The sequence below is a fragment of the Acidipropionibacterium thoenii DSM 20276 genome (assembly GCF_000423445.1).
Lineage (GTDB): Bacteria > Actinomycetota > Actinomycetes > Propionibacteriales > Propionibacteriaceae > Acidipropionibacterium > Acidipropionibacterium thoenii.
Genome location: NZ_AUHZ01000014.1, coordinates 58,252 through 81,513, shown reverse-complemented (window position 1 = coordinate 81,513; position 23,262 = coordinate 58,252). Strand labels below are relative to the sequence as shown.

The following is a 23,262-nucleotide window of genomic DNA, read 5'->3' as shown; positions in this document are numbered from 1 at the left end:
GCTCCGGATGTGACCCAGTGGACGATAGGTGCAACCGTTGACGAGGCCGACTTCGTGGCCCAGACCCGAGAGCGAGGCGGCGATCTGGCGCAGCTGATCCTGGGCGACCCGCAGTCCTGGAAGAAGCCGACGGTGAGCTTTCCGGGTGGCGCCGCCGGGGTCCGTGAGGCCGCCGAGCAGGCCGGGATCGGGGTGGTGGTGCACTCGGCCTATGTCATCAATCTGGCCTCTCTCAACAACCGGATCCGGATCCCCTCCCGCAAGCTCCTCCAGCAGACCCTGACGATCGCCGCCGAGATGGGCGCACTCGGGGTGGTGGTCCATGGCGGCCACGTCCGCGACGGGGAGCCGATCGAGCAGGGTCAGGACAACTGGCGCAAGGCGGTCGAGGGGATGGAGATCCCGGTGCCCCTGCTGCTGGAGGACACCGCAGGCGGCAAGCACGCGATGGCCCGCCAGCTGGAACGCATCGCCGGCACCTGGGCGGCGATCCAGACCGCCTCAGGGGCCGAGAATGTCGGCTTCTGCCTGGACACCTGCCATGCCTTCGCCGCCGGCCTGGAGATGACCACCCTGGTCGAGCAGGTGCGCGAGATCACCGGTCGGATCGATCTGGTGCACGCCAATGACTCCCAGGGTCCGGCAGGATCGGGGCGCGACCGTCACGCCAATCTCGGTCAGGGTCAGATCGATCGCGATGAGCTGGCCGAGGTGGTGCGGGCCGCCGGTGCCCCGGTCGTGGTGGAGACACCGGGACCGGCCGAGGCCCAGGCCGGTGACATCGCCTGGCTGAGGGCCAGACTGCAGGACTGAGGCCCGGTCACGCCCCGTACCAGTACCCCTGGAACGATTCCTTGAACACTCGGTACCCCAGCCCGGTCGAGTCATACCGGTAGCTGGCCAGCACTGTCCCATCGGCGCTGCGCTGGGAGTACTCATTGGACTTGCCGGAGTTGACCACCATCTGGTCCCCGACGGTGCGTTCTCCCAGCCGCCAGACATTGGAGACCACCGAGGAGTAGGGGACATCCTGGGCGAAGTCCTGTCGGAAGGTACCGGCCGTCTCGTCGACGAGGTAGCGCAGCGCCTGGCTGGTCCCGTCGATGGAGCTGCGGCTGGCACTGCTGGGCCCGGCCGATTTCCAGTCGATGTCGGTGCGCGATCCGACATGCCAGTAGTTGTTGTTGAACATCTCCAGGTAGTACTGCCCGGGCGGCAGCTTCGGATCGTCGATCCGGTGCACCGAGTGCTGTCCGGCATTGCGAGTCGGTGAACCGACCGGCGTCAGCAGGTGCTTCTCATAGCCGGTCCCCTGCCACATCGCCTCGGGGCCGATGAGGAACTGGATGGACGTCGTCGAGTAGGTGTCCAGAGCATGATCCAGAGCGATGATCGTGGAGATCTCCCGGGAGGACAGGTACATCACGTCGTCGACGATCTGGAGGGTGTTGAGGTGGATCCAGTCCTTGCCGGTGGACCCGTCCAGGTTCGTGCCGGGTGCCACCGCGAGCCTCTCGTACTGTGGCAGCACCTTCGCCAGATCGACTGCTTCGGTCACCTCTCCGGAGTCCAGGTCGATCCGCAGCACCCGATCCTCCACGCGCGTCGAGTCGCCGGCCGAGGCGAGCGCGTAGACGATCCCGGCGTCGTGCACCACCAGGTCGTGATGCATCGAGTAGCCGGTGAGGCTGATGATCGGGTCGGCGTGGCCCAGCGGATCGATGGCGCTGATCTGCCGGGCACCGGTGGCGGTGACGAGGCTGCCCTTGCTCATCTGGAGGTTGAAGGTCGCGGTGTCGGAGGCCAGCTCGGCGCGCATCGCCCCCTGGTTGTCCATCAGATAGGTGCTCGTGCTCAGTCCTGAGACGCCGACCATCGCGAACAGCCCGGAGCTCAGCGGCTTCTCGTTGAGGATCCGGCGGGCGACCTGGGTGGGGTATCCCGATGGATTGCTCGGGGCGATCACGGTGACCCTGACAGACACCGCGCCGCCCGAGGCCGTGCTGGCGGAGGACCCGGATCCGGACGGCGTTCATCTCAGTGTGAGGGTGTTGCGGGTGCCGGGCACCAGCGCAACGACCAGCCCCTCGAAACCGGTGTCGGCATGGTTGGCGGCCACTGCGGAGAAGTCCTCGACGGAGCTGGTGGCGTCGGTGAAGGACAGCTGCCCCGACCCACCGGTGAAGTAGACGTAGAGTCCGCTGGCCGTGGTGCCGTAGGGGTCCATCACCAGCAGCGGGTTCTGCGGGGTCCAGGTTCCGGACTTCTTCTTGGCCTGGAGTGCCGTGTGGCGGGCCGCCTGGGTGGCGGAGTCGTAGGTCTTCGGCGGCGTCGTGCCGCTGGGATAGCTCATCTGCCACACGGTGGGCCCGCTGATCTGGGTCGGGAACCTGGTGACAGCGACCTGTCCCGCGCTGGCCGGAGTTCCCGAGGAACTTGCTGAGGCGGTGGAAGCCGTCGCCGCCCGCCGAGATCGCCGAAGCTGGATCCCGGCCCCCGACACCCCGAGACCGGCCACCCCTCCGGCGGCGAACAGCCCGAGCCCCTGGAAGAGCTGACGCCGGGAGACCGGCTGTCGGCCCGCGGGTTCAGGGGAGGCGGTCGGTCGATCGCCATCGTTGTGACGGTCTGGATCGGCCGGCATCCCGGGACCGCCCTGCATCCGGGGACCGCCCTCGCCGGGATTCCCCTGGCCGCAGCCGTGCGAGACGTCATGGTGCTGTGCGGAGTCTGGAGCCATGCTCTCACGGTGCATGGCAGAGCTGCCAGGATCCTGTGTGCCGCCACTGATCCAGGTGAGATCTGGCGGCGTCACCCGGTTGGCGATTCTCACTACCATGGGAGTCGTCGCCTGCCTGTGGTCAGCCCATGAGGAGAACCCATGCCTATCTCCGAAACCGTCCCCAGCCGGGGCGCCGATTCCGCCTCCCCTGACGCAACAGAGGACACCCGCGCCGATCCGGCGGGCCTGCTGCTCGGCACCCCCGTGCCCGGGGAGGATCCGAAGAGGGTTCATCTGGCGCACATGTTCGGCGACGTCGTCTCCCGTTACGCCTACCGGCCGGCATCCCGGGTGAGGATCGACGGCCAGTGGCGGATTCGTACCTTCGCCCAGATGAGAAGGCGGGTCGACGCCATCGCCCTGGCCCTGATCGAGCACGGCATCGAGCGTGGCGACCGGGTGGCGATCTTCTCCCACAACAGTCCCGAGTGGTTGGAGATCGACCTGGCCGCGATGACTGTCGGAGCGGTTCCGGTACCGATCTACCCGACCAGTACCGCCGACCAGCTCGCCCATATCGTCTCCGACTCAGAGGCCCGGGTGATCTGCCTGGCGGGGGCCAAGCAGCGTGACCTGGTGCTGTCGGCACACGACCGGATGCCCAGCCTGGTGGCCCTCGTCGTGATCGACACCCCCTCCGCCCAGCCGGTGGCTGCCGGGGAACCGGCCGCCACCGAGCCCGCCGCCGGCGCCCCGCAGCCTGGCGCCCCGTCCGGCCAGTCGGTCCCGTCCGCCGAGTCGGTCCCGACCGCCGAGTCGGTCCCGTCCGCCGACCTCCCGGTCCTCAGCCTGGCCGAGGCCGTCGCCACCGAGCGCACCAGCGCCCGGACCGCCGAGCTCCGCGCCGTGGTCGACCAGCGGATGGCACAGTCCGCCGGTGACGACGTGGCCTCCCTCATCTACACCTCCGGGACGACCGGCGCCCCCAAGGGTGTGATGATCACCCACCGGGCGGCGATGGCCCAGATCGACGCCCTGGACAAGTTCTTCGACATCGGCCCGGCCGACCACTCGCTGTGCTTCCTGCCGCTGTCCCATGCCCTGGAGTGGGGATGGTCGATGGTGGTGCTCTCGCACGGCTGCCTCAACACCTTCGTCACCAACCCCAAGACGATCGCCACGATGCTGGCGGAGGTCCGCCCGACGCTGTTCGTCTCGGTCCCCAAGCTCTATGAGCAGGTGATGACGGTGGCCCACGAGAAGGTCGCCGACTCCCGGCTCAAGACCCGGATCTTCGACTGGTCCCTCGACGTCGGTCGGCAGTGGTGGTTGGCCGCCGAGGCCGGCCGGCGTCCCGACGTGGGCCTGAGACTGCGCCACAAAGTGGCCGACGCCCTGGTGCTGGGCGCGATCCGGGCTGCGGTCGGTGGCCGCAAGACCGTGCTGGCGGCCGGCGGTGCGCCGCTGCGCAAGGAGGTCGAGGAGTTCTTCGCCGCGATCGGGATCCTGGTCTGCCAGGGCTATGGACTCACCGAGGCCTCACCTCTGGTGAGCTTCAACTCGACCGGCGCCCATAAATTCGGAACCGCCGGGAAACCCCTCGTCGGAAGCGAGATCAAGATCGGCGAGGGGGGCGAGATCCTGTATCGCGGGCCGAACATCATGAAGGGCTACTGGAACGCCCCCGAGGCCACCGCGCAGGCGATCCGGGACGGCTGGCTGCACACCGGGGACATCGGGCACCTCGACGAGGACGGCTACCTGGTCATCACCGATCGGCTCAAGGACATCATTGTCACCCTCAACGGCAAGAACATCTCCCCCCAGCCGATCGAGGGGCTGCTGATGGCCGATCCGCTGTTCGAACATGCCGTCATCCTGGGCGACAACCGGCCCTGCCTCACCCTGCTCGTCAAACCATCGATGCCTCGTGTCGAGGAGCTCGCCGAGAAACTGCACCTGAGCCTGTCGGGGGGAGAGGCCGCCAGCAGCCCGGAGCTGGTCGAGGAGATCCGGCGTCGGGTCACCGAGCTGACCTCCAAACTGCCGTATCAGGAACAGATCCGCGACCTGCGGGTGCTGTGGGACGATTTCAGCCAGGACAACGGGCTGCTCACGCCCACCCTCAAGGTGAGGCGCCGTGAGGTCGAGAAGCGGTTCAGCACCGTCATCGACGAGATGTACTCGCGGCTGGCAAGTCTGAGGCGCGGAGGCGGGGGCTCCCACTCGGGCCGAGATCAGCGGGGATCCGACCGGGAGCATCGCTGACCCCACCGGCGACTCCTCCGCGCTCCCCGGTTCGGCAGTGGGCTGTCAGGCGACGGACGGGCTGTCACTACACTGCCGACCATGGGACTGAGGAACTTCCTGACCAATCGCGGTATGCCGACCGGCGGTCTCGAGCTGGCCGAGGCGCTCAACGTGCTGGCCAACGGGGGCATCCTGGTCGACATCCGGACCCCGGGGGAGTACGAGGCCGGGCACGCCCCCGGCGCCCGGCTGGTGGAGCCCAAGGATCTGGTGGCGGACCCCTTCACCGCCGTCTACGGGGACGACCCGCTGGCAGAGCCTGACCCGCACTTCGTGCTGGTCTGCGACACCGGCTTCCGCTCCGGGCATCTGGTCGGGGCGGTCCGCGAGAAGGGTTATCAGGCCGATTTCCTGACGGGCGGCCTGCGGGCCTGGCGGGAGGGCGGCGAGATCCTCATCCCCGGCCCCCCGCGGCACTGACCGGAGCCAGAAGCTGCGCAGATCACTCCCCAGACGAGGGCTGGTGCACTGGCAGCTGCACGGACCCCCGTCTGCGGAGTGATCTGCGCACCCACCGCCCTCGGCCAGCCCTGTGGCGCTGTCAATCCCTGCCATCCGGCGGCACTGAATCCCGCTGTCAGAGGCACTGACCGAGGAGTGGACCAGATGGTCTGACCAGGTGGTGGACATGGGTTGACGACCGCCACCATGAATGGTTAGGTAAGGCTTGCCTAACACGTCCCGGGTCGTCCGGAACGGGATGGAGAGCCCATGTTCGTCGCCAACCTTCTCATCGCTCTGCGCGAGGGGTTCGAGGCCTCCTTGGTCGTCGGCATCATCTACGCGTACCTGGTGAAGTCCGGCCGGCGCGATCTGATCGGCAAGTTGTGGCTCGGGGTCGGCCTGGCCGCCCTGATCCCGCTGGGCATCGGCGCCATCCTCACCTGGGGCCCCAAGACCCTCACCTTCCAGGCCCAGGAGATCCTCGGCGGCGGGCTGTCGCTGGTCGCGGTGGCGATGGTCACCTGGATGGTCTTCTGGATGGGGGAGAACTCCCGCAAGCTCAAGGGCGACCTGGAGTCCGACCTGAGCCGTTCGCTCAGCTCCCACCGATCCGGCTGGGGGGTCGTCTGGATCGCCATCCTGGCGGTCGGACGGGAGGGGGTCGAGACCGCGCTGTTCATCTGGGCGACGGTGAAGTCCTCGGTGCAGACCAACTCGGTGGCCACCACCGCCGGTGTCGTCACCGGGCTGGCGGCCGCCGTGCTGCTCGGCTGGCTGGTCTACCGAGGGGCGCTGCGCATCAACATGCGGGCCTTCTTCGCCGCCACCGGAGCCTTCCTCATCCTGGTCGCCGCCGGGATCGTCTCCTACGGGATCGGTGACCTCCAGGAGGCCGGCGTCCTGCCGGGGATCATGACCCACGCCTGGGACTACTCGACCTGGCTGCCGAGCACCTCGTCGCCGATCTACTGGCTCTACGTCGTGGCGGTCGCGATGTTCCAGGTCAACCTCGCCCCGACCGTCCTGCAGGTGATCGCCTGGTGGGTCTATCTGGTCCCGGTGATGACGCTGTTCATCCTCCAGGTGAGCGGACGGCTGCACCGAGGGGACGCCATCCGCTCGGGAGAGGCCGCGAAGCCCGATGGATCACCGGCGGCCGTTCCCGGCAGCACCGAGGGCGCACCGGGCAGATCCAGCCGCCAGATCGCCTCCCGCAGCACTCCCGGACAGCCCTCAGCAGGCCACCACGAACCCCTTCACACGGCGTCCTGACGCCATGAACCCGAGGAACCTCATGCCCACTCGCTCCCATTCCGCGCGCCCTGCCGGCTCCGACGCCCCGCAGGATCGTCGCCCCGGCCGCACCCGTCTGGCCCGCGCCGGCGTCGCCCTGCCGACCGCCGCCGTGCTCGCACTGCTGGCCACCGGCTGCACCGACAACGTCCAGGACGCCTCCGGCCCGGCCGGCTCGGCCTCCGCCTCGGCCCCAACCTTCACCATCACCGACGATGACTGCTCGCTGTCGACCAGCACCGTGCCGGGCGGGGTGCTGACGGTGACCGTCACCAACAAGGGGTCGGTCCCCAACGAGTTCGAGATCCTCACCGAGAACAAGCTGCAGATCGTGGGGGAGAAGGAGAACATCGGCCCCGGCGTCACCACCACCTTCACCACCGCGCTGGAGCAGGGCACCTACTACACCGCCTGCAAGCCGAACATGGTCGGCGCTCTCAAGGGGGTGGCCAAGCTCACTGTGACCGCCGGGTCGGGGGCCGCCATCGACGCGGACACCGCTGCGCTGGAGGCCAAGGCGATCACCAACTACACCTCCTACGTCAAGGACCAGGTCGGCCAGCTCGTCACTCAGACCCAGGCCTTCACCAAGGCCTACACCGGTGGTGACACCGCCAAGGCCCGCGAGCTCTACCCGGTGGCCCGCAGCCACTACGAGCGGATCGAGCCGACCGCCGAGGCCTTCGGGATCAAAGAGGCCGGGGACCTGGACACCGCTCTGGACCTGCGCGTCCAGGATCTGGCCGCCGATGCCGGCAAGAAGGTCAGCGATCCCGCCGTGCTGAAGTCCTGGACCGGTTGGCACCGCATCGAGGCCGACCTGTTCAGCGCCGACGGCTCGGCCTTCAAGTTCGCCTCGGAGGCCGACCGCAAGGCCGCCGCCGACCAGCTGAACAAGGACACCCAGAGCCTCTACGACCTGGTCTACGGCAAGATCGACGGCGCCTCCGGCAAGTTCAAGCTCAAGCTGACCGACGTCGTCACTGGAGCCTCCAGCCTGCTCGAGGAGGTCGCCACCTCCAAGATCGTCGGCGAGGAGGAGACCTTCTCCCACACCGACCTGTCGGACTTCAAGGCCAATGTCGAGGGTGCCGAGGTCGCCTACGGCAATGTCGCGGCCCTGGTGAAGAAGGCCGACGCCGATCTGGACGCCGAGGTCGCCCAGTCCTTCAAGGATCTCAACTCCCTGCTGGCCAAGTACCAGGACGGCAAGGACTCGATGGGCAATGTGAAGTACGTCGACTACTCGACGATCGCCGCGGTCCAGAAGGACGCCGGCGAGGCACCCAAGGACGCCGGCGAGGCACCCAAGGACTCGGCCTACACCAAGGCCCAGCGGACCTTCTCCGATGAGGTCAATGTGGCCTCCGAGGCGCTGGGCAAGGTGCCTGGGACGATCCTTCACTGAGTGCCGAGATGCTGATCCACGAGATGATGAGATGACCCAGGAGCACCAGTCCCAGCCCGATCCCGATCCGCAGCAGGCCCCCGGCGCCGCCGGTCCCGCGCAGCCCGCCGATGGTGACGCCGCCTCCCAGCAGCCGGGGTCCGACGGTGCCTCCTCCCCGGGGGAGACGCCGGCCGGCCGTCCGAAGGTCTCCCGGCGGGCCGTCCTCGCCGGGTCCGGCGGGGCGGCGGCGGCCTTCGGGCTGGGCGGCTTCGCCTGGGGCCACCACCGCGGTGCCGAGGCCGCCGAGGCGTCCTCCTCGGGTCACCCGACCCAGACCAGTTACCCCTTCCGGGGAGCCCACCAGAGCGGCATCCTCACCCCCGCCCAGGACTCGATGTTCACTGCGGCCTTCGACATGCGCGAGGTCGACGTCCGGCTGGTGCGGATCCTGCTGCGCGACTGGTCGACGGCCGCCGAGCAGATGACGGCCGGGGAGCTGGTCGGCGGCCAGCCGCTGGCCAACAAGCAGGCCGCCCCCACCGACACCGGGGAGGCCTGGGGCTATCCGCCATCGGGACTGACGATCACTTTCGGCGTGGGCCGGGGGCTGTTCGTCGACGACAAGGGCCGCGACCGGTTCGGGCTGAAGTCGAAAATGCCGGAGATCCTCGCCGAGGGGATGCCCAGGTTCGCCAACGAGGCCCTGCAGTCGGGCCAGTCCGACGGGGACCTGATGATCCAGGCCTGCGCCGACGACAACCAGGTCGCGATGCACGCGATCCGCAATCTCACCCGGATCGCCTTCGGCAAGGCCACCATGAGGTGGTCCCAGGTGGGCTACGGCCGGACCTCCTCGACCTCCACCGATCAGCAGACCCCGCGCAATCTGTTCGGCTTCAAGGACGGCACCAACAACATCAAGGCCGAGGACGATCTCGCCCAGCTCAATGAGCACCTGTGGGTCCAGCCCGGCGACGACCAGGGCGACTGGATGGCCGGCGGCAGCTACTTCGTGGCCCGCAGGATCAGGATGTACCTGGAGATCTGGGACCGGTTGCGGCTGGGCGACCAGGAGGACACCATCGGGCGCGACAAGATGTACGGCGCCCCGCAGTCGGTGGCTGCGCCCACCGCGGGTTCCCAGGAGTTCACCGCGGCCGATTTCGCGGCGAAGCGGGCAGGTCAGACCATGATCCCCGCCGATGCGCACATCGCGGTGGTCGCCCCCGAGCAGAACAAGGGACGCCGGATGCTGCGCCGGGGCTACAACTACACCGACGGGATCGACTCCCTGGGACGGATCAACGCCGGGTTGTTCTTCGTGGCCTTCGTGCGCGATCCGAGGACGAACTTCTACCCGATCCTCACCCGGATGACCAGATCCGATGCTCTCACCGAGTACCTCCAGCACCAGGCCTCGGCGCTGTTCGCGATCCCGCCGGGCATCGGGGCGGCCGACCAGGGGGTGGCCGAGAAGCTGTTCAAGGGAGTGCTCTGACACACCTGCGCAGATCACTCCCCAGACGGCAGTTCCTGCAACCACAGCTGCACGAACCCCCGTCTGGGGAGTGATCTGCGCACCTGCAGGCGGGGATCCGGCCGACCATCACCGAGTACACATCTGGCGGCTTAATCTGCGCGCGTGCAGGCGGGGATCCGGCGTCTTGGCGAATCCGGCCCGCCACGGTAGAGTGTTCAGCTGGCTGTCCCATGCCGGGGCAGCGACGTCGCGGGGCAATTCGGTCACCGCGACGGGCATATCGCCCTCCTGCCACGGGACCTTCCCGTGGCCGCCGAGACCAGAGGAGGTGGAGTCAGCGTATGCGCAAGTATGAGGTCATGGTCCTCGTCGATCCCAGCGTTGATGAGCATCAGGTCGAGTCCCTCATGGATCGTTACCTGAAGGTCGTCAAGGACGAGAAGGGCACCGTCGACAATGTCGATGTGTGGGGCAAGCGTCGGCTGGCCTACGAGATCCAGAAGAAGTCCGAGGCGCTGTACGTCGTCCTCGACGTCACCTGCGAGCCGTCGACCGTTCAGGAAGTCGATCGCCTCTTCGCGATCGATGAGAAGATCATGCGTACCAAGGTGATGCGTCCCGACGCCCACTGAGGCGCCGCACGCATCTCACATCCCCCAGCACTATTGCCTCTGCCTGCTGCCGCCCGTGGGTCAACGCCCTCGAGTCGCAGTCGGCAACGACGGTGACGATGCCGTCGATCCGGGCTGTCCATGACGACTGATGAAGAAATGTCAGTGCTGCTTGGCAGTCTGGATGACACGACGTCGTCCCCCGTTTTGATTCGGAGAGTCACATGGCAGGCGAAACATCCATCACCGTGATCGGCAATCTCACCGCCGATCCTGAGCTGCGGTTCACCCCCAACGGGGTGCCGGTGGCCAACTTCACCGTTGCGTCCACCCCGCGTACCTTCGATCGCCAGACCAACGAATGGCGTGACGGTGAGGCACTGTTCCTCAGCTGTTCTGTATGGCGTGGATATGCCGAGAATGTCGCGGAGTCCCTCAGCAAGGGGATGCGCGTCATCGTTCAGGGCAACCTGAAGGCGCGTTCCTATGAGGACCGCGACGGCAACAAGCGCACCGTCCACGAGCTCGACGTCCAGGAGGTGGGTCCGGCACTGAGGTACGCCTCGGCGAAGGTGACCCGCAATCCCTCCTCGGGCGGCGGTCAGGGCGGCCAGGGTGGCAGGTCCGGTGGTTACAACCAGGGCGGCAACTCCGGCGGCTGGGGTTCTGCGCCCCAGGGTGGCAACAGTGCTGCTGGCAACTCGGGAGGCTGGAACAACGGCCCCCAGGGCGGCCAGGGCAATCAGGGATCCAATCAGGCTCCGGACAACCGCGGAGGCGGCGTCGACCCGTGGGCTCAGGCCCAGAGCGACGAACCGCCATTCTGATCCGCACGTTCCCCCGGATCCAATCAGCAACGTCAAGTTCCGCTTCCGGCGTCGTCTGCCTCGGCAGGCGTCGGCCAGGACACGGACAGGCACATTCCGGCGAGAGCCGGGCTTTCACGGGATGAATCCCGTAGACATAAGGAGAGCACCACAATGGCCGGTCCACAGCGCAAGCCTGTGAACAAGAAGAAGATCATCCCCGTCAAGACCGTGCACATCGGCGAGGTCAACTACAAGGACATCGCCCTGCTGCGCAAGTTCATCTCCGAGCGTGGCAAGATCCGCGCCCGCCGGGTGACCGGTCTGACCGTCCAGGATCAGCGGAAGGTCGCCATCGCGATCAAGAATGCGCGTGAACTCGCGCTGCTGCCCTACGCCTCGACCGCTCGCTGAGAAGGAGATCTGATATGAAGCTCATTCTCACCGCACCCGTCGAGAAGCTCGGGGAGCCCGGCGACATCGTCGAGGTCAAGGACGGCTACGGCCGTAACTACCTGCTGCCGCAGCGTTTCGCGATCCGTTGGACCCGCGGCGCCGAGGCTCAGATCTCGCAGATCAAGCGGGCCCGCGAGGCCAAGGAGATCAAGACCCGCGACCAGGCTGAGGAGATCCGCAGCCAGCTCGAGGACTTCAAGGTCCAGATCCCGGTTCAGGCTGGAGACTCCGGTCGCCTCTTCGGCGCCGTCACCCCCGCCGACATCGTGCTGGCCGTCAAGCGCGCCGGGGGCCCCGCCCTCGACAAGCGGACCATCGAGATCACCAAGCCGATCAAGACCGTCGGCACCCACACCGTCAACGTGAAGCTGCACGAGGCCGTCAAGGGCCACATCGCAGTCGAGACCGTCGCGAAGTGACCTGATGGACGCCTCCTGGCCGGTGTCGGCCCGGAGACGCCCTGAGGTAGCGCCCGGCGGCGACCCGAAGGGGTCGTCGCCGGGCGCTGGTGTCTGCGGGCCCGGATGCTCCCCGGCGGGCCCGGGCGTACCAGTTCCCGCTGATTCGCGGGCTGACACCAGTGCGCTCCCGCAGTGCGGTGACGCCGGGCCCTCCGGTCCGGTGCTGACCTCCCAGATCTGGGAGTCGGCGGTGGCCGGGGCGATCTCGCCGACCGAGGTGATCGGAGAGAACCCGGACTCCTGGCAGTCGGACGTCACCTTCACCCACGGCCTGGCCCTGGTCCTCGACGAGGAGGCCCAGCACCTCATCGACGCGATTCGCACCCGGCTCCGGCGCGCCGGCATACCGGTGATCGGTTACCCGGGCCATGTCACCCTGTGCTGCCTGGCGGCGTGCGGCACCGGATCGGCGGATATCCAGGCCGGATCCGGTCCGGTCGGCCGACCGGACCCGGCGGCACAGGTCCGAAGGGCCGTCAGCGAGCTCGGAATGCCCACTCGGCTGAGGCTGTCCTGCGCCCAGGTGCTGCCGGGTGCCTCCGGGGTGGTGGCCCTCATCGTGGAGCCCGAGGCCCGGTTGCGCCTGGCGCACCGGCGGCTGCACGACAGACTTGCCTCCGACGGCGTCACCACCTTCAACTTCTACTCGCCGGCCGCCTGGTTCCCCCATGTCAGCATCGGATTCCACGTCCCGGCGGCGCAGTTGGACCAGGCGCAGCAGATGGTGGCCGGCTTCGCCCCCGTGGAGGTCAGCCTGGCAGGGATCTCGATGTGGACCATCGGCACCGACGAACAGCGTCTCCTGATCCACTTCTGAGCCCGTCTGGCCCTGGACCCGGTCGGCAGCGCCCGCGGAGCGGTGGGAATCCCGGGAACACGTGGCGAACGTCTAGGCTGTGGGCCTGTGCGCCCGGACCGGTGCGCGTCCCTGATGGAAAGGCTCCGCTTCGTGAACTGGTGGCAGGCTGTCATTCTCGGCATCGTCGAGGGCATCACCGAGTTTCTGCCCGTCTCGAGCACAGGTCACCTGCGCATCGTCGAGCACCTGATGGGGTTCAAGACCCAGGGAGTGGGGATCACGGCCTTCACCGCGGTGATCCAGGTCGGTGCCATCGTGGCGGCGATCATCTACTTCTGGAAGGACCTGGTCCGGATCGTGGTCGCCTGGATCCGGGGCCTGGGGAGTAAGGAGGCTCGCGAGGATCCCGACTACACGCTGGGCTGGGGGATCATCATCGGCTCCATCCCGGTCGCGGTGGTCGGACTGATCTTCAAGGAGGCCATCGAGGGGCCGCTGTCGTCGATCTGGGTGGTCTCCGGGGCTCTGATCATCTGGAGCCTCGTGATGCTGGTCGCCGACCGGCGTACCGACCTGCACCGCGGGATGAAGGAGGTCTCCCTGGTCGACGCCGTCGTCATCGGCTGCTTCCAGGCCCTGGCCCCGCTGTTCCCAGGTATCTCCCGTTCCGGCGCCACCATCTCCGCCGGACTGTTCCGACGCTTCGACCGGGAGACCGCCACCCGGCTGTCGTTCTTCATGGGCATCCCGGCCCTGGTGGCCGCCGGCGTCTACGAGGCGGTCGGCAGCGCCTCGGCGATCACCGACGCCGGTGAGATCTTCATCAATGGCGGTTCCGGGGCGATCGGCTGGGGCCCCACCATCATCGCCACCCTGGTCTCCCTGGTGGTGGCCTACTTCTCGATCGCCTGGCTGTTGAGGTTCGTCTCCTCCAACAAGTTCACCGGGTTCATCGTCTACCGGGTGATCCTGGGCGTGGTGCTGCTGGTGCTGGCGATCACCGGCCTGATGACCGTCTGATCCGGCGAGGGGACGGGCCCCTGCACCCCTGATCCATCAGGGCAGCGGCAGTACCCTTCCACCCCCGGTCGGCCCGATCCTGGGGCCGGTCCGGGCGTTCGAGGGCCTGTCGAGCGGGTGGGGCCGGCGGTGGCCTCAGTCGCCGGAGTCGGCGATCATCTGACGGTTGAAGTCCGACTTCATCGCCCGCCAGGCCTCGGCGTCGCGTCCGGAGATCCAGTAGGCCGACAGGTTCATGTGATCCTTCGGCAGCCCCCGATCGACACGGAGGTGACGCCGCAGCGGCCGGACCATGTCGGCCTGGCCGTGCACGAAGGCCCACCACGGGCCGGCGGGGGTCGGCACCCTCCGGACCGCCTCCACCAGGGCGGATCCGCCCGGCGAACTGGGTACCATCTGGATCTCGGCGCCGGGGCGCTCGGGCAGCGGGTAGCGGTGCGGGCCCTCCTCCAGCAGGACGATCGCCCGCGCCCCCTGCGGCAGCGCCTCCAGGGCATTGACGATGGCCGGCTGGGCCACCGGATCTCCCACCATCAGCACGGTGCCGGGATCGGCGGGCAGCTGCCAGTGGCCGCCCGGCCCGCGCACCGTGACGACGTCTCCCACCGCCAGTCCGGCGGCCCAGCTGGAACCGGGGCCGCCGTGGGGGAAGACGAAGACGTCGATCCCCCAGGCGCCGGTGGCAGGGTCATAGCGACGCCGGGTGTAGGTCCGCAGCAGCGGGGAGGCCTCCGGGGAGTCCGAGCCGGCCTGGCCGGCAGGGCCCGGAAGCACGATCTTGACGTGGTCGTCGACGCAGCGCCGAGGTTCCAGCCGGTTGCTGCGGGGGGCCGCGGCGACACCCCCGTCGGCGTCCAACAGGTCACCGTCGACATCGATCGAGATGATCCCGGGAAGAGCCTTCGAGATGGCGGCGACCCGGACCTGATGCATCGGCTTCGACATGGTCGCCAGACTAATCGGCGGCTGGTAAGGGTCCCCTCAGTGGCACGCGGAGCCCACCGGGGCCGAGGTGGTCAGGACCAGCCCGGTGCACCGGATCTGGCGGTCGGGTGGCAGCCACCGCAGGCCCGAACGGCGTCCCTCCTCAGCCGATCGCAGCCTGGGCGGGCTGTGCGGCGTCCTCCAGCGCCGCTGCCCGGGAGGCCCGGCGTACCTGATGGGCGCTGATCGCCAGCCCGATCAGGGTGACGAGCCCGCCGGCCGCGATGTAGAGCGAGATCCCCGAGGAGCCGTGGAAGTGGCGCAACAGGGCGGTCGCGATGGATGGTGACAGGCCGCCGCCGAGCACCGCGCCGAGGTTGTAGGACAGCGCCACCCCCGAGTAGCGGTGTTCAGGGCGGAACAGGCTCACGTAGTAGGCGGCCATCGGTCCGAAGGTGAAGCTCAGCCCGATGTAGGCCGAGACCACTGCCAGGTACAGCTGGGCGACGTTGCCGCTGTTGAGCATCCAGAAGTACGGGAAGGCCCAGACCACCTGGAACAGCGCCCCGGTGGCCATCACCCTCACCATCCCGAACCGGTCGGCCAGTCGGCCGGCCACGAAGACCGCCACCAGCATCCCGGCAGATCCGGCCATCCCGGACACCAGGACGTCGGTCTGCTGGAAGCCGACCGTCTTGGCGGCGTAGGAGGTGGTGAAGGAGTTGACGATGAAGATGAACTGATTGAATCCGAGGTTCACCAGGATGCCGGCGACCAGGAAGACCAGAGCATGGCCGAAGACGTCGGCGATCGGGACCTTGCGGGTCCGCGACTCGGCCTGCAGCTTCTCGAACTCGGGGCTCTCGCTGATCCCGACCCGAACGTACAGGCCGATCGCGATGAGGATGGCAGAGGCCAGGAAGGGGATCCGCCAGCCCCAGACGCCGAAGGCGCTGCCGGTGATCATCGCCACCACCTGGAAGCTGGTGATGCCGAGCAGGCTGCCGATCGGCGAGCCGGCGGTCACCGAGGCGCCGAGGAAGGCCTTGCGACCGGCCGGGGCGTGCTCGGCCACCATGATGAAGGCGCCGCTCTGCTCCCCGCCCATGAAGACCCCCTGGAGCACCCGAAGGGTGACCAGCAGCACCGGGGCCAGTGCACCGATGGTCTGGTAGGTCGGCAGCAGCCCCATGCACACGGTGCAGGTGCCGGTGGCCAGCAAGGTGATGACGAGCATCGTCTTGCGGGAGACCCGGTCGCCGAAGTGGCCGAAGATGATCCCGCCCAGCGGCCTGGAGATGAAGCCGGCCCCGAATGCCATGAAGGATGCCAGGGCGCCGGTCAGCGGATCGGAGTGTGGGAAGAACAGGTGGGGAAAGACCAGTCCCGCTGCCAGTCCGAAGACCAGGAAGTCGTAGAGCTCGATGCCGGTGCCGAAGGCGCCGGCCAGGGCGATCCTGCGCATCTCATCGGGTGAGGTGGGTCTGGTGGGGGCGCCGTTGCCTGAGGCGAGCGCGGTCATTGCGGGTCTCCTTGCTGGGGTACCGACGAGTCTGCCGGAGGGGCCCGACCCCTCGCCGCGCGTCTCGGATGACAAACAGTCCCTCCATCGGCCGGTCCTGCTGCCGGCACGGCCACCGGCGCGACGGTGCAGCCTCGCCCGGCGGGGCTCATCGGTCGGGGACGCCATCCGTCGGGGCTGCACCGGGAACCGATCGGTCCGGGTGGGCGACTACACCCCGGAGGGTGTGGTGGGTGAACCCGGTGGATGGCAGCATCGGAGGATGCGCACGCAACGGTGCACCGTTCGGGGGGCGGCAGGATCACGATCTCGGCGGTGAGCCGTGTTGTCGATCCGGAAGGACTCGCCATGACCACCGAGGACACCACTGCCGACGATGGCAGCCGCACTGCCGCGACCCCGGCAGACATCCCTTCGAAGGTCTCTGCACAGGCCGCCACGGGATCGGACCAGGAGAGGCCTGACCTCGCGGAGGTGGCCGAGCTCGCAGCGCAGCTGCGGGTCGACTCCATCCGGGCCAGCACCAGCGCCGGCTCCGGCCATCCGACCTCCTCGCTGTCCGCCGCAGACCTGCTGGCGGTCCTGGTGACCCGCCATCTGCGCTACGACTGGGACCAGCCGGCCACACCCACCAATGACCACTTGGTGTACTCCAAGGGGCATGCCTCCCCGCTGGTCTACTCGGTGCTCAAGGCGACCGGGCAGGTCAGCGATGAGGAACTGGTCGGCGGATACCGGCGGTTCGGACAGCGCCTTCAGGGTCACCCCACCCCGATCCTGCCTTGGGTGGACGTCGCCACCGGATCACTGGGCCAAGGGCTTCCGGACGGCGTGGGGATCGCCCTGGCCGGGAAGAACCTCGAGAAGCTGCCCTACCGGGTCTGGGTGCTCTGCGGAGACTCCGAGATGGCCGAGGGATCGGTCTGGGAGGCTCTCGACAAGGCCTCCTACTACCATCTCGACAACCTCATCGTGATCGTCGACGTCAACCGGCTCGGGCAGCGGGGGCCCACCGAGCTGGGCTGGGACGTCGACAGCTACGCGCACCGTGCGCAGGCCTTCGGAGCCCGCACGCTCACCATCGACGGCCATGATCTGGACGCCGTGGACGCCGCCCTGTCGACCGCCGAGTCCGACCGGGACGGCCGCCCCACCGTCATCCTGGCCCGCACGGTCAAGGGCAAGGGGGTCCCCGAGGTCGAGGACAGCCCGGACTGGCACGGCAAGCCGCTCCCCGAGGAGCTCGCGGAGAAGGCAGTGGCCGAGCTGGGTGGCCCCCGTCAGATCCTGGTGAGGAGCCTGCGGCCGCCCGAGGCGCCCCGTCAGGAGACGCCGGCACCGGGCGCCGCTCTGCAGCTGCCGCACTACCGCCACGGTGAGGAGGTCGCCACCCGCAAGGCCTACGGGGCCGCCCTGACGGCTCTCGGACAGGCCGACCCGCGAGTCGTGGCGCTGGACGCCGAGGTGTCGAACTCGAGTGGTGCGGGGGCGTTCGCAGAAGCCCTTCCCGATCGCTTCTTCGAGATGTTCATCGCCGAGCAGCAGCTCATCGCCGCCGCCACCGGGATCGCCGTGCGCGGATACAAGCCCTTCGCGTCGACCTTCGCGGCCTTCCTCACCCGTGCCTACGACTTCATCCGGATGGGGGCGATCACGGGCGCGGATCTCAGGATCGTCGGCTCCCACGCCGGTGTGGAGATCGGTGCGGACGGCCCCTCGCAGATGGCCCTGGAGGATCTGGCGATGATGCGTGCGGTGCTGGGCTCGACCGTGCTCTACCCCAGCGACGCCGTCAGCACCGGCGCCCTGGTCGCACAGATGGCCGATCTCGAGGGCATCAGTTATCTGCGGACCACGCGCGGCGGGTACCCGGTCGTCTACGACTCCGATGAGGACTTCCCGATCGGCGGATCGAAGATCCTGCGCTCCAACGGAAAGGACGAGGTGACCCTCGTCGGCGCCGGGGTGACCCTGCACGAGAGCCTGAAGGCCGCAGACCTGCTCGCCGAGGAGGGCATCGAGGCCCGGGTGATCGACTGCTACTCGGTCAAGCCGATCGACGCCGCCACCCTGGTCGATGCGGTCGGTCAGACCGGCGGGCGGATCGTGGTGGCCGAGGACCACCATCCCGAGGGAGGCCTCGGGGAGGCCGTGGTCGCCGCGCTGGTTCGTTCCGGAGCGGCGGACCTGTCGGTGCGCCACCTGGCAGTGCGCGAACTGCCCGGATCCGGCACCACCGCCGAGCTTCTCGGCTGGGCCGGTATCTCCGCCTCGGATATCGCCCGGGCGGCGCGGGAACTGGCCCGCTGAGGTGCCGGTGTCAATGATCAAGCGACGGGTCGGTTCAGCGGAAGCACGTATTCACCTCTCGGAGTAATTTGCCTCCGGGGGAGAGTTCTGGTGAATTTTCCCGTACTGTGGAGGAGAAGTAGGTTTCTTTTCGAAAGGAGAAATCATGGGAACTGTGATCTCATGGATAGTTGTCGGTCTGTTGGCCGGAGCACTGGCCAAATTGATCCTCCCTGGTAAGCAGGGCGGCGGCTGGGGCAGCACCATTGTGCTCGGTCTTATCGGCGCCATCGTCGGCGGATTCATCGGAGGCCTGTTCGGTGGCGGCGGCGTGGGCGCAACCTTCTCCAACCCTTGGTCGTGGGGATCGTTCATCACCGCGGTCATCGGCGCGATCATCTTTTCTTTCGTCTGGGGCTGGATCAGAGGCCGCGGGCAGAAGGCCTGAAAGGTCTGAACCCGAGCCGTACCGGCGAGCTCGAGGATGCGGGGCGGTGCGAAGGCGCCGCCCCCTCGCGTATCACCGGCGATCCGCGGCAGGCCGCCTGACCGGAGATCTCAGGCCGGCGGCGGGAGCCGTGCGGCCTAGGCAGGTCCGCGACGGCTGACCGAGAGCGGGGTCAGCCGGTGGTCTGCTCGGATCTGGAGGTGGTTGTCGGTGACATGCCATGTCCGACCCCCCACAGGATCGCCTGGCTACGCCGTGAGACGCCGATCTTGCGGTAGGCGTTGCGGATGTAGGTCTTCACCGAGTTGATCGTCAGATAGCAGGACGTGGCGATGTCCTCATTGGTGGCCCCCTGGCAGATCAGGGCCAGCATCTCGGCCTCACGGGCCGACAGTCCGTAACTCTGGCCTGGCCAGGCGTGATACTGGGTGTCGCTGCCGGTGGGTTCCAGTTCCATCACCCGCTCGCCCTGATGGATCCGGACCAGCGCATCGCCGAGCTGACGGTCGTCCAGGGCCTTGGAGAGGTACCCGCAGACCCCCATCCGGAAGGTGAGGCTCACTCTCTCGGGGTCCAGATTTCCGCTGTAGACCACGATCTTGCCGCACTTAGGGTCTCGCAGCAGAGCCCCCAGCTCGGAATCGTCATCCCGCCTGGCGAAGGCGTCGAACAGGACGATGTCGACCGGCGACGAGGGGGTCGCCAGGGAGAGCGACTCGACGACCTGGAATCGGTGGTCCCTTCCGAGCATCTCGGCCAGACCGTGCGCAATGACCGGGTAGTCGTTGGCCACGGCGACCGAGATGAGTACCTGGGCGCTCATTGCTGAGATCTCCTTGCGGTTGCCGGCGGTGCGCCGGTGATGGCGGGTGTCGGGAGTGCTGTCGGCCGTCGGCGGCCCCCGAGGAGGACCGGCCATCACCGCTGCGCGACTGCCGGGGCGAGGATTCAGCCCCGGGAGCGGTCAGTTCGCACGCCCCGATTCTGAAGGGATTGTACCGCTGGGCTGAACCGGCCGTGCCAACCGGGAGGGTCCCGGATCCGGAGCCGGGGGTTACTTACGAAGTTCTTAATATGACACATCTTGGGCGATGGGATGGCGACGTAAAATAAATAGAGGTGGTCAGGACTGGCGACCTTCGCTTCACTTTCGAAGGAGAGGTTCCATGTCAGACACTCCACTTGCGGTTTCCGGAATTCATCCTGTTGAGGATGTCAAGAATATTGGGAATGGCCGTGCTGGGCCCCGCGACGGCGGGTCGCACCGCACCGGCCGAGTCCCCGGAAAGGCCCGTCGGCAACGGGCCACGACGGAGTTCTCCCAGTTGAGCTCCCAGATGCAGGAGGCGGGCCTGATGGGCCGCCGACACGGGTACTACTGGGTGCGATTCGCGCTGCTCACGGTCGTGCTCAGCGGACTCGTGGCAGTGTTCATCCAGATCGGCAACTCGTGGTGGCAGCTGTGCACGGCGGCGGTCTTCGCCCTGGTCTTCACCCAGATCGCCTTCCTCGGCCATGACGCGGCCCACCGGCAGATCTTCCAGTCCGGGAGGTGGAACAACTGGGCTAGCCTGGTGATCAGCAATCTGTACGTCGGCATGAGCGTCGGCTGGTGGAACAACAAGCACAATCGCCACCACGGCAACCCCAATCGCGTCGGCTACGACCCGGACATCCAGATTCCGGTGGTCCGGACCGACTCGCTGCGGGCCCTGCGCAGCCGCAGCGCGGTGGCGAGGTGGGTCCTGGCTCATCAGAGTGTCGGCTTCACCCCATTCCTGCTGTTCCAGGGGCTCATCCTCCATGTGCAGAGCCTCAAGCGGTTGTTCGGCCGTGGCCCCGTCCAGCACCGCAGCGTGGAGATCAGCATGATCCTGGTTCGCCTCGTCGGCTTCACCGGCCTGGTGTTCCTGGTCCTCTCACCGGGCCGCGCACTGGCATTCCTCGGGCTCCAACTCGCGGTGTTCGGGTTCTATCTCGGCACCGTCTTCGCCGTCAATCATATGGGGATGCCGCTCGTCCCGAAGGACGTGAAACTCGATTTCTTCCGGCGTCAGACTCTCACCGCCCGTGATATTCGCGGGGGCCGACTGGCGGCTTTTCTGATGGGTGGTCTCAACTATCAGATCGAGCACCACCTGTTCCCCTCGATGGCCCGTCCCAATCTGCGCAGGGCGGCACAGGTCATCAAGAGGTTCTGCGATGAGCACGACGTGCGCTACACCAGGACCGGTCTGGCCGAGGCGCTGCGGAGCGTCACCGCCTACATCGACAGCGTGGGGCTGGGCCATCAGGATCCCTTCGAGTGTCCCCTCATCGCAGTGCGACGTTCGGGCGCACCGATCGGATGATGCCGTCGCCACGGCCGGGTACCCGGCCGTGGCGGTCCCGGTCGGTGATCGGCTGGTTGTAGCCTGGGCCGCGTGAACCCGCACGGGGGACGCGGGCGATTGATCCGAGGACATTCACACGACGGCATAGGGTGCCGTCCAAAAGCATTGCCACGGGGTTGTCACCGCTGCTCCATCACGAATTCCATCGAGGGAATTCTCCGCCGCGTTGAGTTTGCGGCACCCAAGGGTAGCGTCGGAGAAGTTGGGCGATCCGTTCAGTGAGTCGATACAGAGAGGAACGAGCCATGGCCACCATTACTGAGCCTGTATTCCGATCGCAGGAAGAGGGGCCCGAGCTGTCGGCTCGGGAGGCACAGATGCTCGCGCTGATCTGCGAGGGCGCCACCAACGACGAGATCGCCTCGATCTGCTACCTCACCATCAATTCCGTGAAGACCTATATTCGCAATGCGTATCGCAAGATCGGGGTCGGCCGCAGGAGCCAGGCCATCGTGTGGGGCTCGCGGCACGGCATGGTGAGGTCGGCGGCGCAGTACCGATCGCAGCCGGACCTCGCGCAATGACCAGTTCCGAGAAGATCGTCGTGGTGGGCGGCGGATGCGCCGGCCTGTCGGCCGCCGACACCCTGCAACGAGCCGGGCTCGATTACGTGCTGCTGGAAGCCGGTGACCGGGTCGGTGGCCGGGTCGGGAATCGCACGAACGGCAGTTCCACCTGGGCCATCGGCGCGACGATGACCGAGCCGCAGTGGGAGACCACCGGCCAGTATCTGCGTGAACTCGGGATCCTCGACGAGGTCCGCAAGGTCCGCACCCAGTGCTTCGGGATGTGGGACGGTCAGCGCACCTGGTACCTCACCCTGGGACGCGGAATGCGCCCGGCCCAGCTGTGGCACTTCCTGCGAGGTGCGTTACCGCTCTCGGTCTACCTCCAGGCGATCCGCTTCGGGGCGACCGTGCTGCCCCACCTGGTGAAGGCCGGGCCCGCCTCGCGCAAGTACGACCTCAGTTGGCTCTCACGTCTCCAAGCCACCACCACGGCGCAGTTCGGCCGACGACACGGCGGCCCGGCGTTCACCGACCGGATCCTCGGGCCCTTCCTGGCGACGATGGTGCTCGGTCGCACCACCGATGTCAGCATCGCCCTGCCACTGGCCACCCTGGCACTGATGAGAGGCATGCGAACCCTTGAGGGCGGCATGGCGTCGATCACCGATGCGCTCCACGATCGGGTGCAGGACCACGTACGGCTCTCGACGCCGGTGGAGGAGATCGTGGTGGAGAACGGGGCTGTCACGGGTGTACGCACTCCCGAAGGAGTCGTTGCGGCGAGCGCCGTCATCTGCGCCACCGATGCCCAGGTGGCACGAAGGATCATCCCTGCGCTGCCCGGGCGGATGGCCGATGACCTGTCGGCGTGTAGTTACACCTCCACCTACAACTACGTATTCGGGCTCGAGCGCCGAGTCGTGCCCGACGACTTCGTCTCGCTGATGATTCCCGAGAGCGAGGACTCCATCCTGGTCCGGGCCTTCGACGAGAACTGCGGTGCCTTCGGGCAGCGCGGCCCGCGGGGCAGCGGTCTGATGCACGCCTTCACCGCCGGTTGGCACGACGACACCCTGGTCGCCATGGACGAGCCGACCCGCCGGCGGGCCGTGATCTCCGAGATGCAGCGATTCTTCCCGGAGTTCCCCGACGAACCGGCATTCACCGACGTGATCCGCTGGGACCGGGCGCTGTGCCAGCAGTCACCGGAACAGCTCGAGGCGATGACCGATCTGCGAGGTCATCTCGACGATGTGGAAGGGCTGCATCTGGCCGGGGAGTACCTCTTCGTCAACTCCACCACCGAGGGAGCGCTGCGCACCGGGCGGCGTGCCGCCGAGCAGGTCATCTCCAGGCGCTGAGCCCGGGACCGACCGGGCACAGCG

22 protein-coding genes and 1 pseudogene are annotated in these 23,262 nt (G+C 67.7%); 17 read left to right on the top strand and 6 right to left on the bottom strand.

The genetic code is table 11. From position 1 onward, the window contains the following. Positions 1-9: 9 nt before the first annotated feature. On the top strand, positions 10-813 hold the full coding sequence (locus G554_RS0106390; RefSeq protein ID WP_027587263.1) for a deoxyribonuclease IV: 804 nt from the start codon (positions 10-12) through the stop codon (positions 811-813). Between the two features lie 7 nt (positions 814-820). Here G554_RS0106390 and G554_RS0106385 read toward each other — a convergent pair whose 3' ends face one another. Together G554_RS0106385 and G554_RS0106380 are read right to left on the bottom strand one after the other, a co-directional pair. Next, positions 821-1,984, bottom strand: a complete 1,164-nt coding sequence (locus G554_RS0106385) for an aryl-sulfate sulfotransferase (protein WP_027587262.1) — start codon at positions 1,982-1,984, stop codon at positions 821-823. Between the two features lie 48 nt (positions 1,985-2,032). After that, the gene (locus G554_RS0106380; RefSeq protein ID WP_154654202.1) at positions 2,033-2,740 is read right to left on the bottom strand and encodes a hypothetical protein; all 708 of its coding nucleotides are present in this window, start codon (positions 2,738-2,740) and stop codon (positions 2,033-2,035) included. A gap of 141 nt (positions 2,741-2,881) precedes the next feature. On the opposite strand from G554_RS0106380, the gene G554_RS15065 reads away from it, so the two are divergent. The 11 genes from G554_RS15065 to G554_RS0106325 all read left to right on the top strand — a co-directional run bounded on the left by G554_RS15065 (position 2,882) and on the right by G554_RS0106325 (position 13,792). Continuing rightward, positions 2,882-4,990, top strand: a complete 2,109-nt coding sequence (locus tag G554_RS15065) for an AMP-binding protein (protein WP_071162163.1) — start codon at positions 2,882-2,884, stop codon at positions 4,988-4,990. An 81-nt stretch (positions 4,991-5,071) separates the two neighbouring features. Further along, entirely contained in the window at positions 5,072-5,452 is a 381-nt protein-coding gene (locus tag G554_RS0106370; protein WP_027587260.1) for a rhodanese-like domain-containing protein, read from the top strand. A gap of 291 nt (positions 5,453-5,743) precedes the next feature. Then, positions 5,744-6,748: an iron uptake transporter permease EfeU gene (gene efeU / locus G554_RS15060; protein ID WP_051232574.1), complete on the top strand. Its 1,005-nt coding sequence runs from the start codon at positions 5,744-5,746 to the stop codon at positions 6,746-6,748. A 22-nt stretch (positions 6,749-6,770) separates the two neighbouring features. Then, the gene (gene efeO / locus G554_RS0106360) at positions 6,771-8,177 is read left to right on the top strand and encodes an iron uptake system protein EfeO (RefSeq protein ID WP_084648357.1); all 1,407 of its coding nucleotides are present in this window, start codon (positions 6,771-6,773) and stop codon (positions 8,175-8,177) included. 31 nt (positions 8,178-8,208) lie between these two features. Further along, positions 8,209-9,657, top strand: a complete 1,449-nt coding sequence (efeB, locus tag G554_RS15055; RefSeq protein WP_051232571.1) for an iron uptake transporter deferrochelatase/peroxidase subunit — start codon at positions 8,209-8,211, stop codon at positions 9,655-9,657. Positions 9,658-9,980: 323 nt separating this feature from the next. Beyond that, positions 9,981-10,271, top strand: coding sequence for a 30S ribosomal protein S6 (gene rpsF / locus G554_RS0106350; RefSeq protein ID WP_027587258.1), 291 nt, complete (start codon positions 9,981-9,983; stop codon positions 10,269-10,271). Between the two features lie 203 nt (positions 10,272-10,474). Then, the gene (locus tag G554_RS0106345) at positions 10,475-11,077 is read left to right on the top strand and encodes a single-stranded DNA-binding protein (RefSeq protein WP_027587257.1); all 603 of its coding nucleotides are present in this window, start codon (positions 10,475-10,477) and stop codon (positions 11,075-11,077) included. Between the two features lie 153 nt (positions 11,078-11,230). Next, the gene (gene rpsR / locus G554_RS0106340; protein WP_027587256.1) at positions 11,231-11,470 is read left to right on the top strand and encodes a 30S ribosomal protein S18; all 240 of its coding nucleotides are present in this window, start codon (positions 11,231-11,233) and stop codon (positions 11,468-11,470) included. A gap of 14 nt (positions 11,471-11,484) precedes the next feature. Continuing rightward, positions 11,485-11,931 carry a 50S ribosomal protein L9 gene (gene rplI, locus G554_RS0106335; RefSeq protein ID WP_027587255.1) on the top strand — a complete coding sequence of 149 codons (447 nt, stop codon included), beginning with the start codon at positions 11,485-11,487 and terminating at the stop codon, positions 11,929-11,931. A 202-nt stretch (positions 11,932-12,133) separates the two neighbouring features. Next, on the top strand, positions 12,134-12,790 hold the full coding sequence (locus tag G554_RS0106330; RefSeq protein WP_027587254.1) for a 2'-5' RNA ligase family protein: 657 nt from the start codon (positions 12,134-12,136) through the stop codon (positions 12,788-12,790). A gap of 132 nt (positions 12,791-12,922) precedes the next feature. Continuing rightward, the gene (locus G554_RS0106325) at positions 12,923-13,792 is read left to right on the top strand and encodes an undecaprenyl-diphosphate phosphatase (RefSeq protein WP_027587253.1); all 870 of its coding nucleotides are present in this window, start codon (positions 12,923-12,925) and stop codon (positions 13,790-13,792) included. A 135-nt stretch (positions 13,793-13,927) separates the two neighbouring features. Here the strand turns inward: G554_RS0106325 and G554_RS18665 are convergent, their stop codons facing one another. The 3 genes and pseudogenes from G554_RS18665 to G554_RS15045 all read right to left on the bottom strand — a co-directional run bounded on the left by G554_RS18665 (position 13,928) and on the right by G554_RS15045 (position 16,238). Further along, entirely contained in the window at positions 13,928-14,398 is a 471-nt protein-coding gene (locus G554_RS18665; RefSeq protein ID WP_425393342.1) for a siderophore-interacting protein, read from the bottom strand. After that, positions 14,372-14,725 (bottom strand): annotated as a pseudogene (locus G554_RS18660) (siderophore-interacting protein); the annotation flags it as partial. The gene G554_RS18665 and the pseudogene G554_RS18660, both read right to left, overlap by 27 nt. Before the next feature lie 154 nt (positions 14,726-14,879). Further along, positions 14,880-16,238 (bottom strand): MFS transporter, encoded by a 1,359-nt coding sequence (locus G554_RS15045; RefSeq protein ID WP_051232570.1) that lies wholly within the window; start codon positions 16,236-16,238, stop codon positions 14,880-14,882. A gap of 348 nt (positions 16,239-16,586) precedes the next feature. Between G554_RS15045 and G554_RS0106310 the strand changes: the two genes are divergently transcribed. Both G554_RS0106310 and G554_RS0106305 read left to right on the top strand, forming a co-directional pair. Beyond that, positions 16,587-18,548, top strand: coding sequence for a transketolase (locus G554_RS0106310; protein ID WP_084648363.1), 1,962 nt, complete (start codon positions 16,587-16,589; stop codon positions 18,546-18,548). A gap of 145 nt (positions 18,549-18,693) precedes the next feature. Beyond that, the gene (locus tag G554_RS0106305; RefSeq protein ID WP_027587251.1) at positions 18,694-18,975 is read left to right on the top strand and encodes a GlsB/YeaQ/YmgE family stress response membrane protein; all 282 of its coding nucleotides are present in this window, start codon (positions 18,694-18,696) and stop codon (positions 18,973-18,975) included. Between the two features lie 172 nt (positions 18,976-19,147). Here G554_RS0106305 and G554_RS0106300 read toward each other — a convergent pair whose 3' ends face one another. Next, positions 19,148-19,894 carry a response regulator transcription factor gene (locus G554_RS0106300; RefSeq protein ID WP_244937900.1) on the bottom strand — a complete coding sequence of 249 codons (747 nt, stop codon included), beginning with the start codon at positions 19,892-19,894 and terminating at the stop codon, positions 19,148-19,150. A gap of 406 nt (positions 19,895-20,300) precedes the next feature. Here G554_RS0106300 and G554_RS15040 point away from each other — a divergent pair, with 406 nt between their 5' ends. The 3 genes from G554_RS15040 (at position 20,301) to G554_RS0106285 (ending at position 23,238) form a co-directional block, all read left to right on the top strand. After that, positions 20,301-21,326: a fatty acid desaturase family protein gene (locus G554_RS15040; RefSeq protein ID WP_245569974.1), complete on the top strand. Its 1,026-nt coding sequence runs from the start codon at positions 20,301-20,303 to the stop codon at positions 21,324-21,326. A 287-nt stretch (positions 21,327-21,613) separates the two neighbouring features. Then, on the top strand, positions 21,614-21,892 hold the full coding sequence (locus G554_RS0106290) for a response regulator transcription factor (RefSeq protein ID WP_027587249.1): 279 nt from the start codon (positions 21,614-21,616) through the stop codon (positions 21,890-21,892). Beyond that, positions 21,889-23,238 (top strand): protoporphyrinogen/coproporphyrinogen oxidase, encoded by a 1,350-nt coding sequence (locus tag G554_RS0106285; protein ID WP_027587248.1) that lies wholly within the window; start codon positions 21,889-21,891, stop codon positions 23,236-23,238. Before G554_RS0106290 ends, G554_RS0106285 begins: the two co-directional genes overlap by 4 nt. Positions 23,239-23,262: the final 24 nt, after the last annotated feature.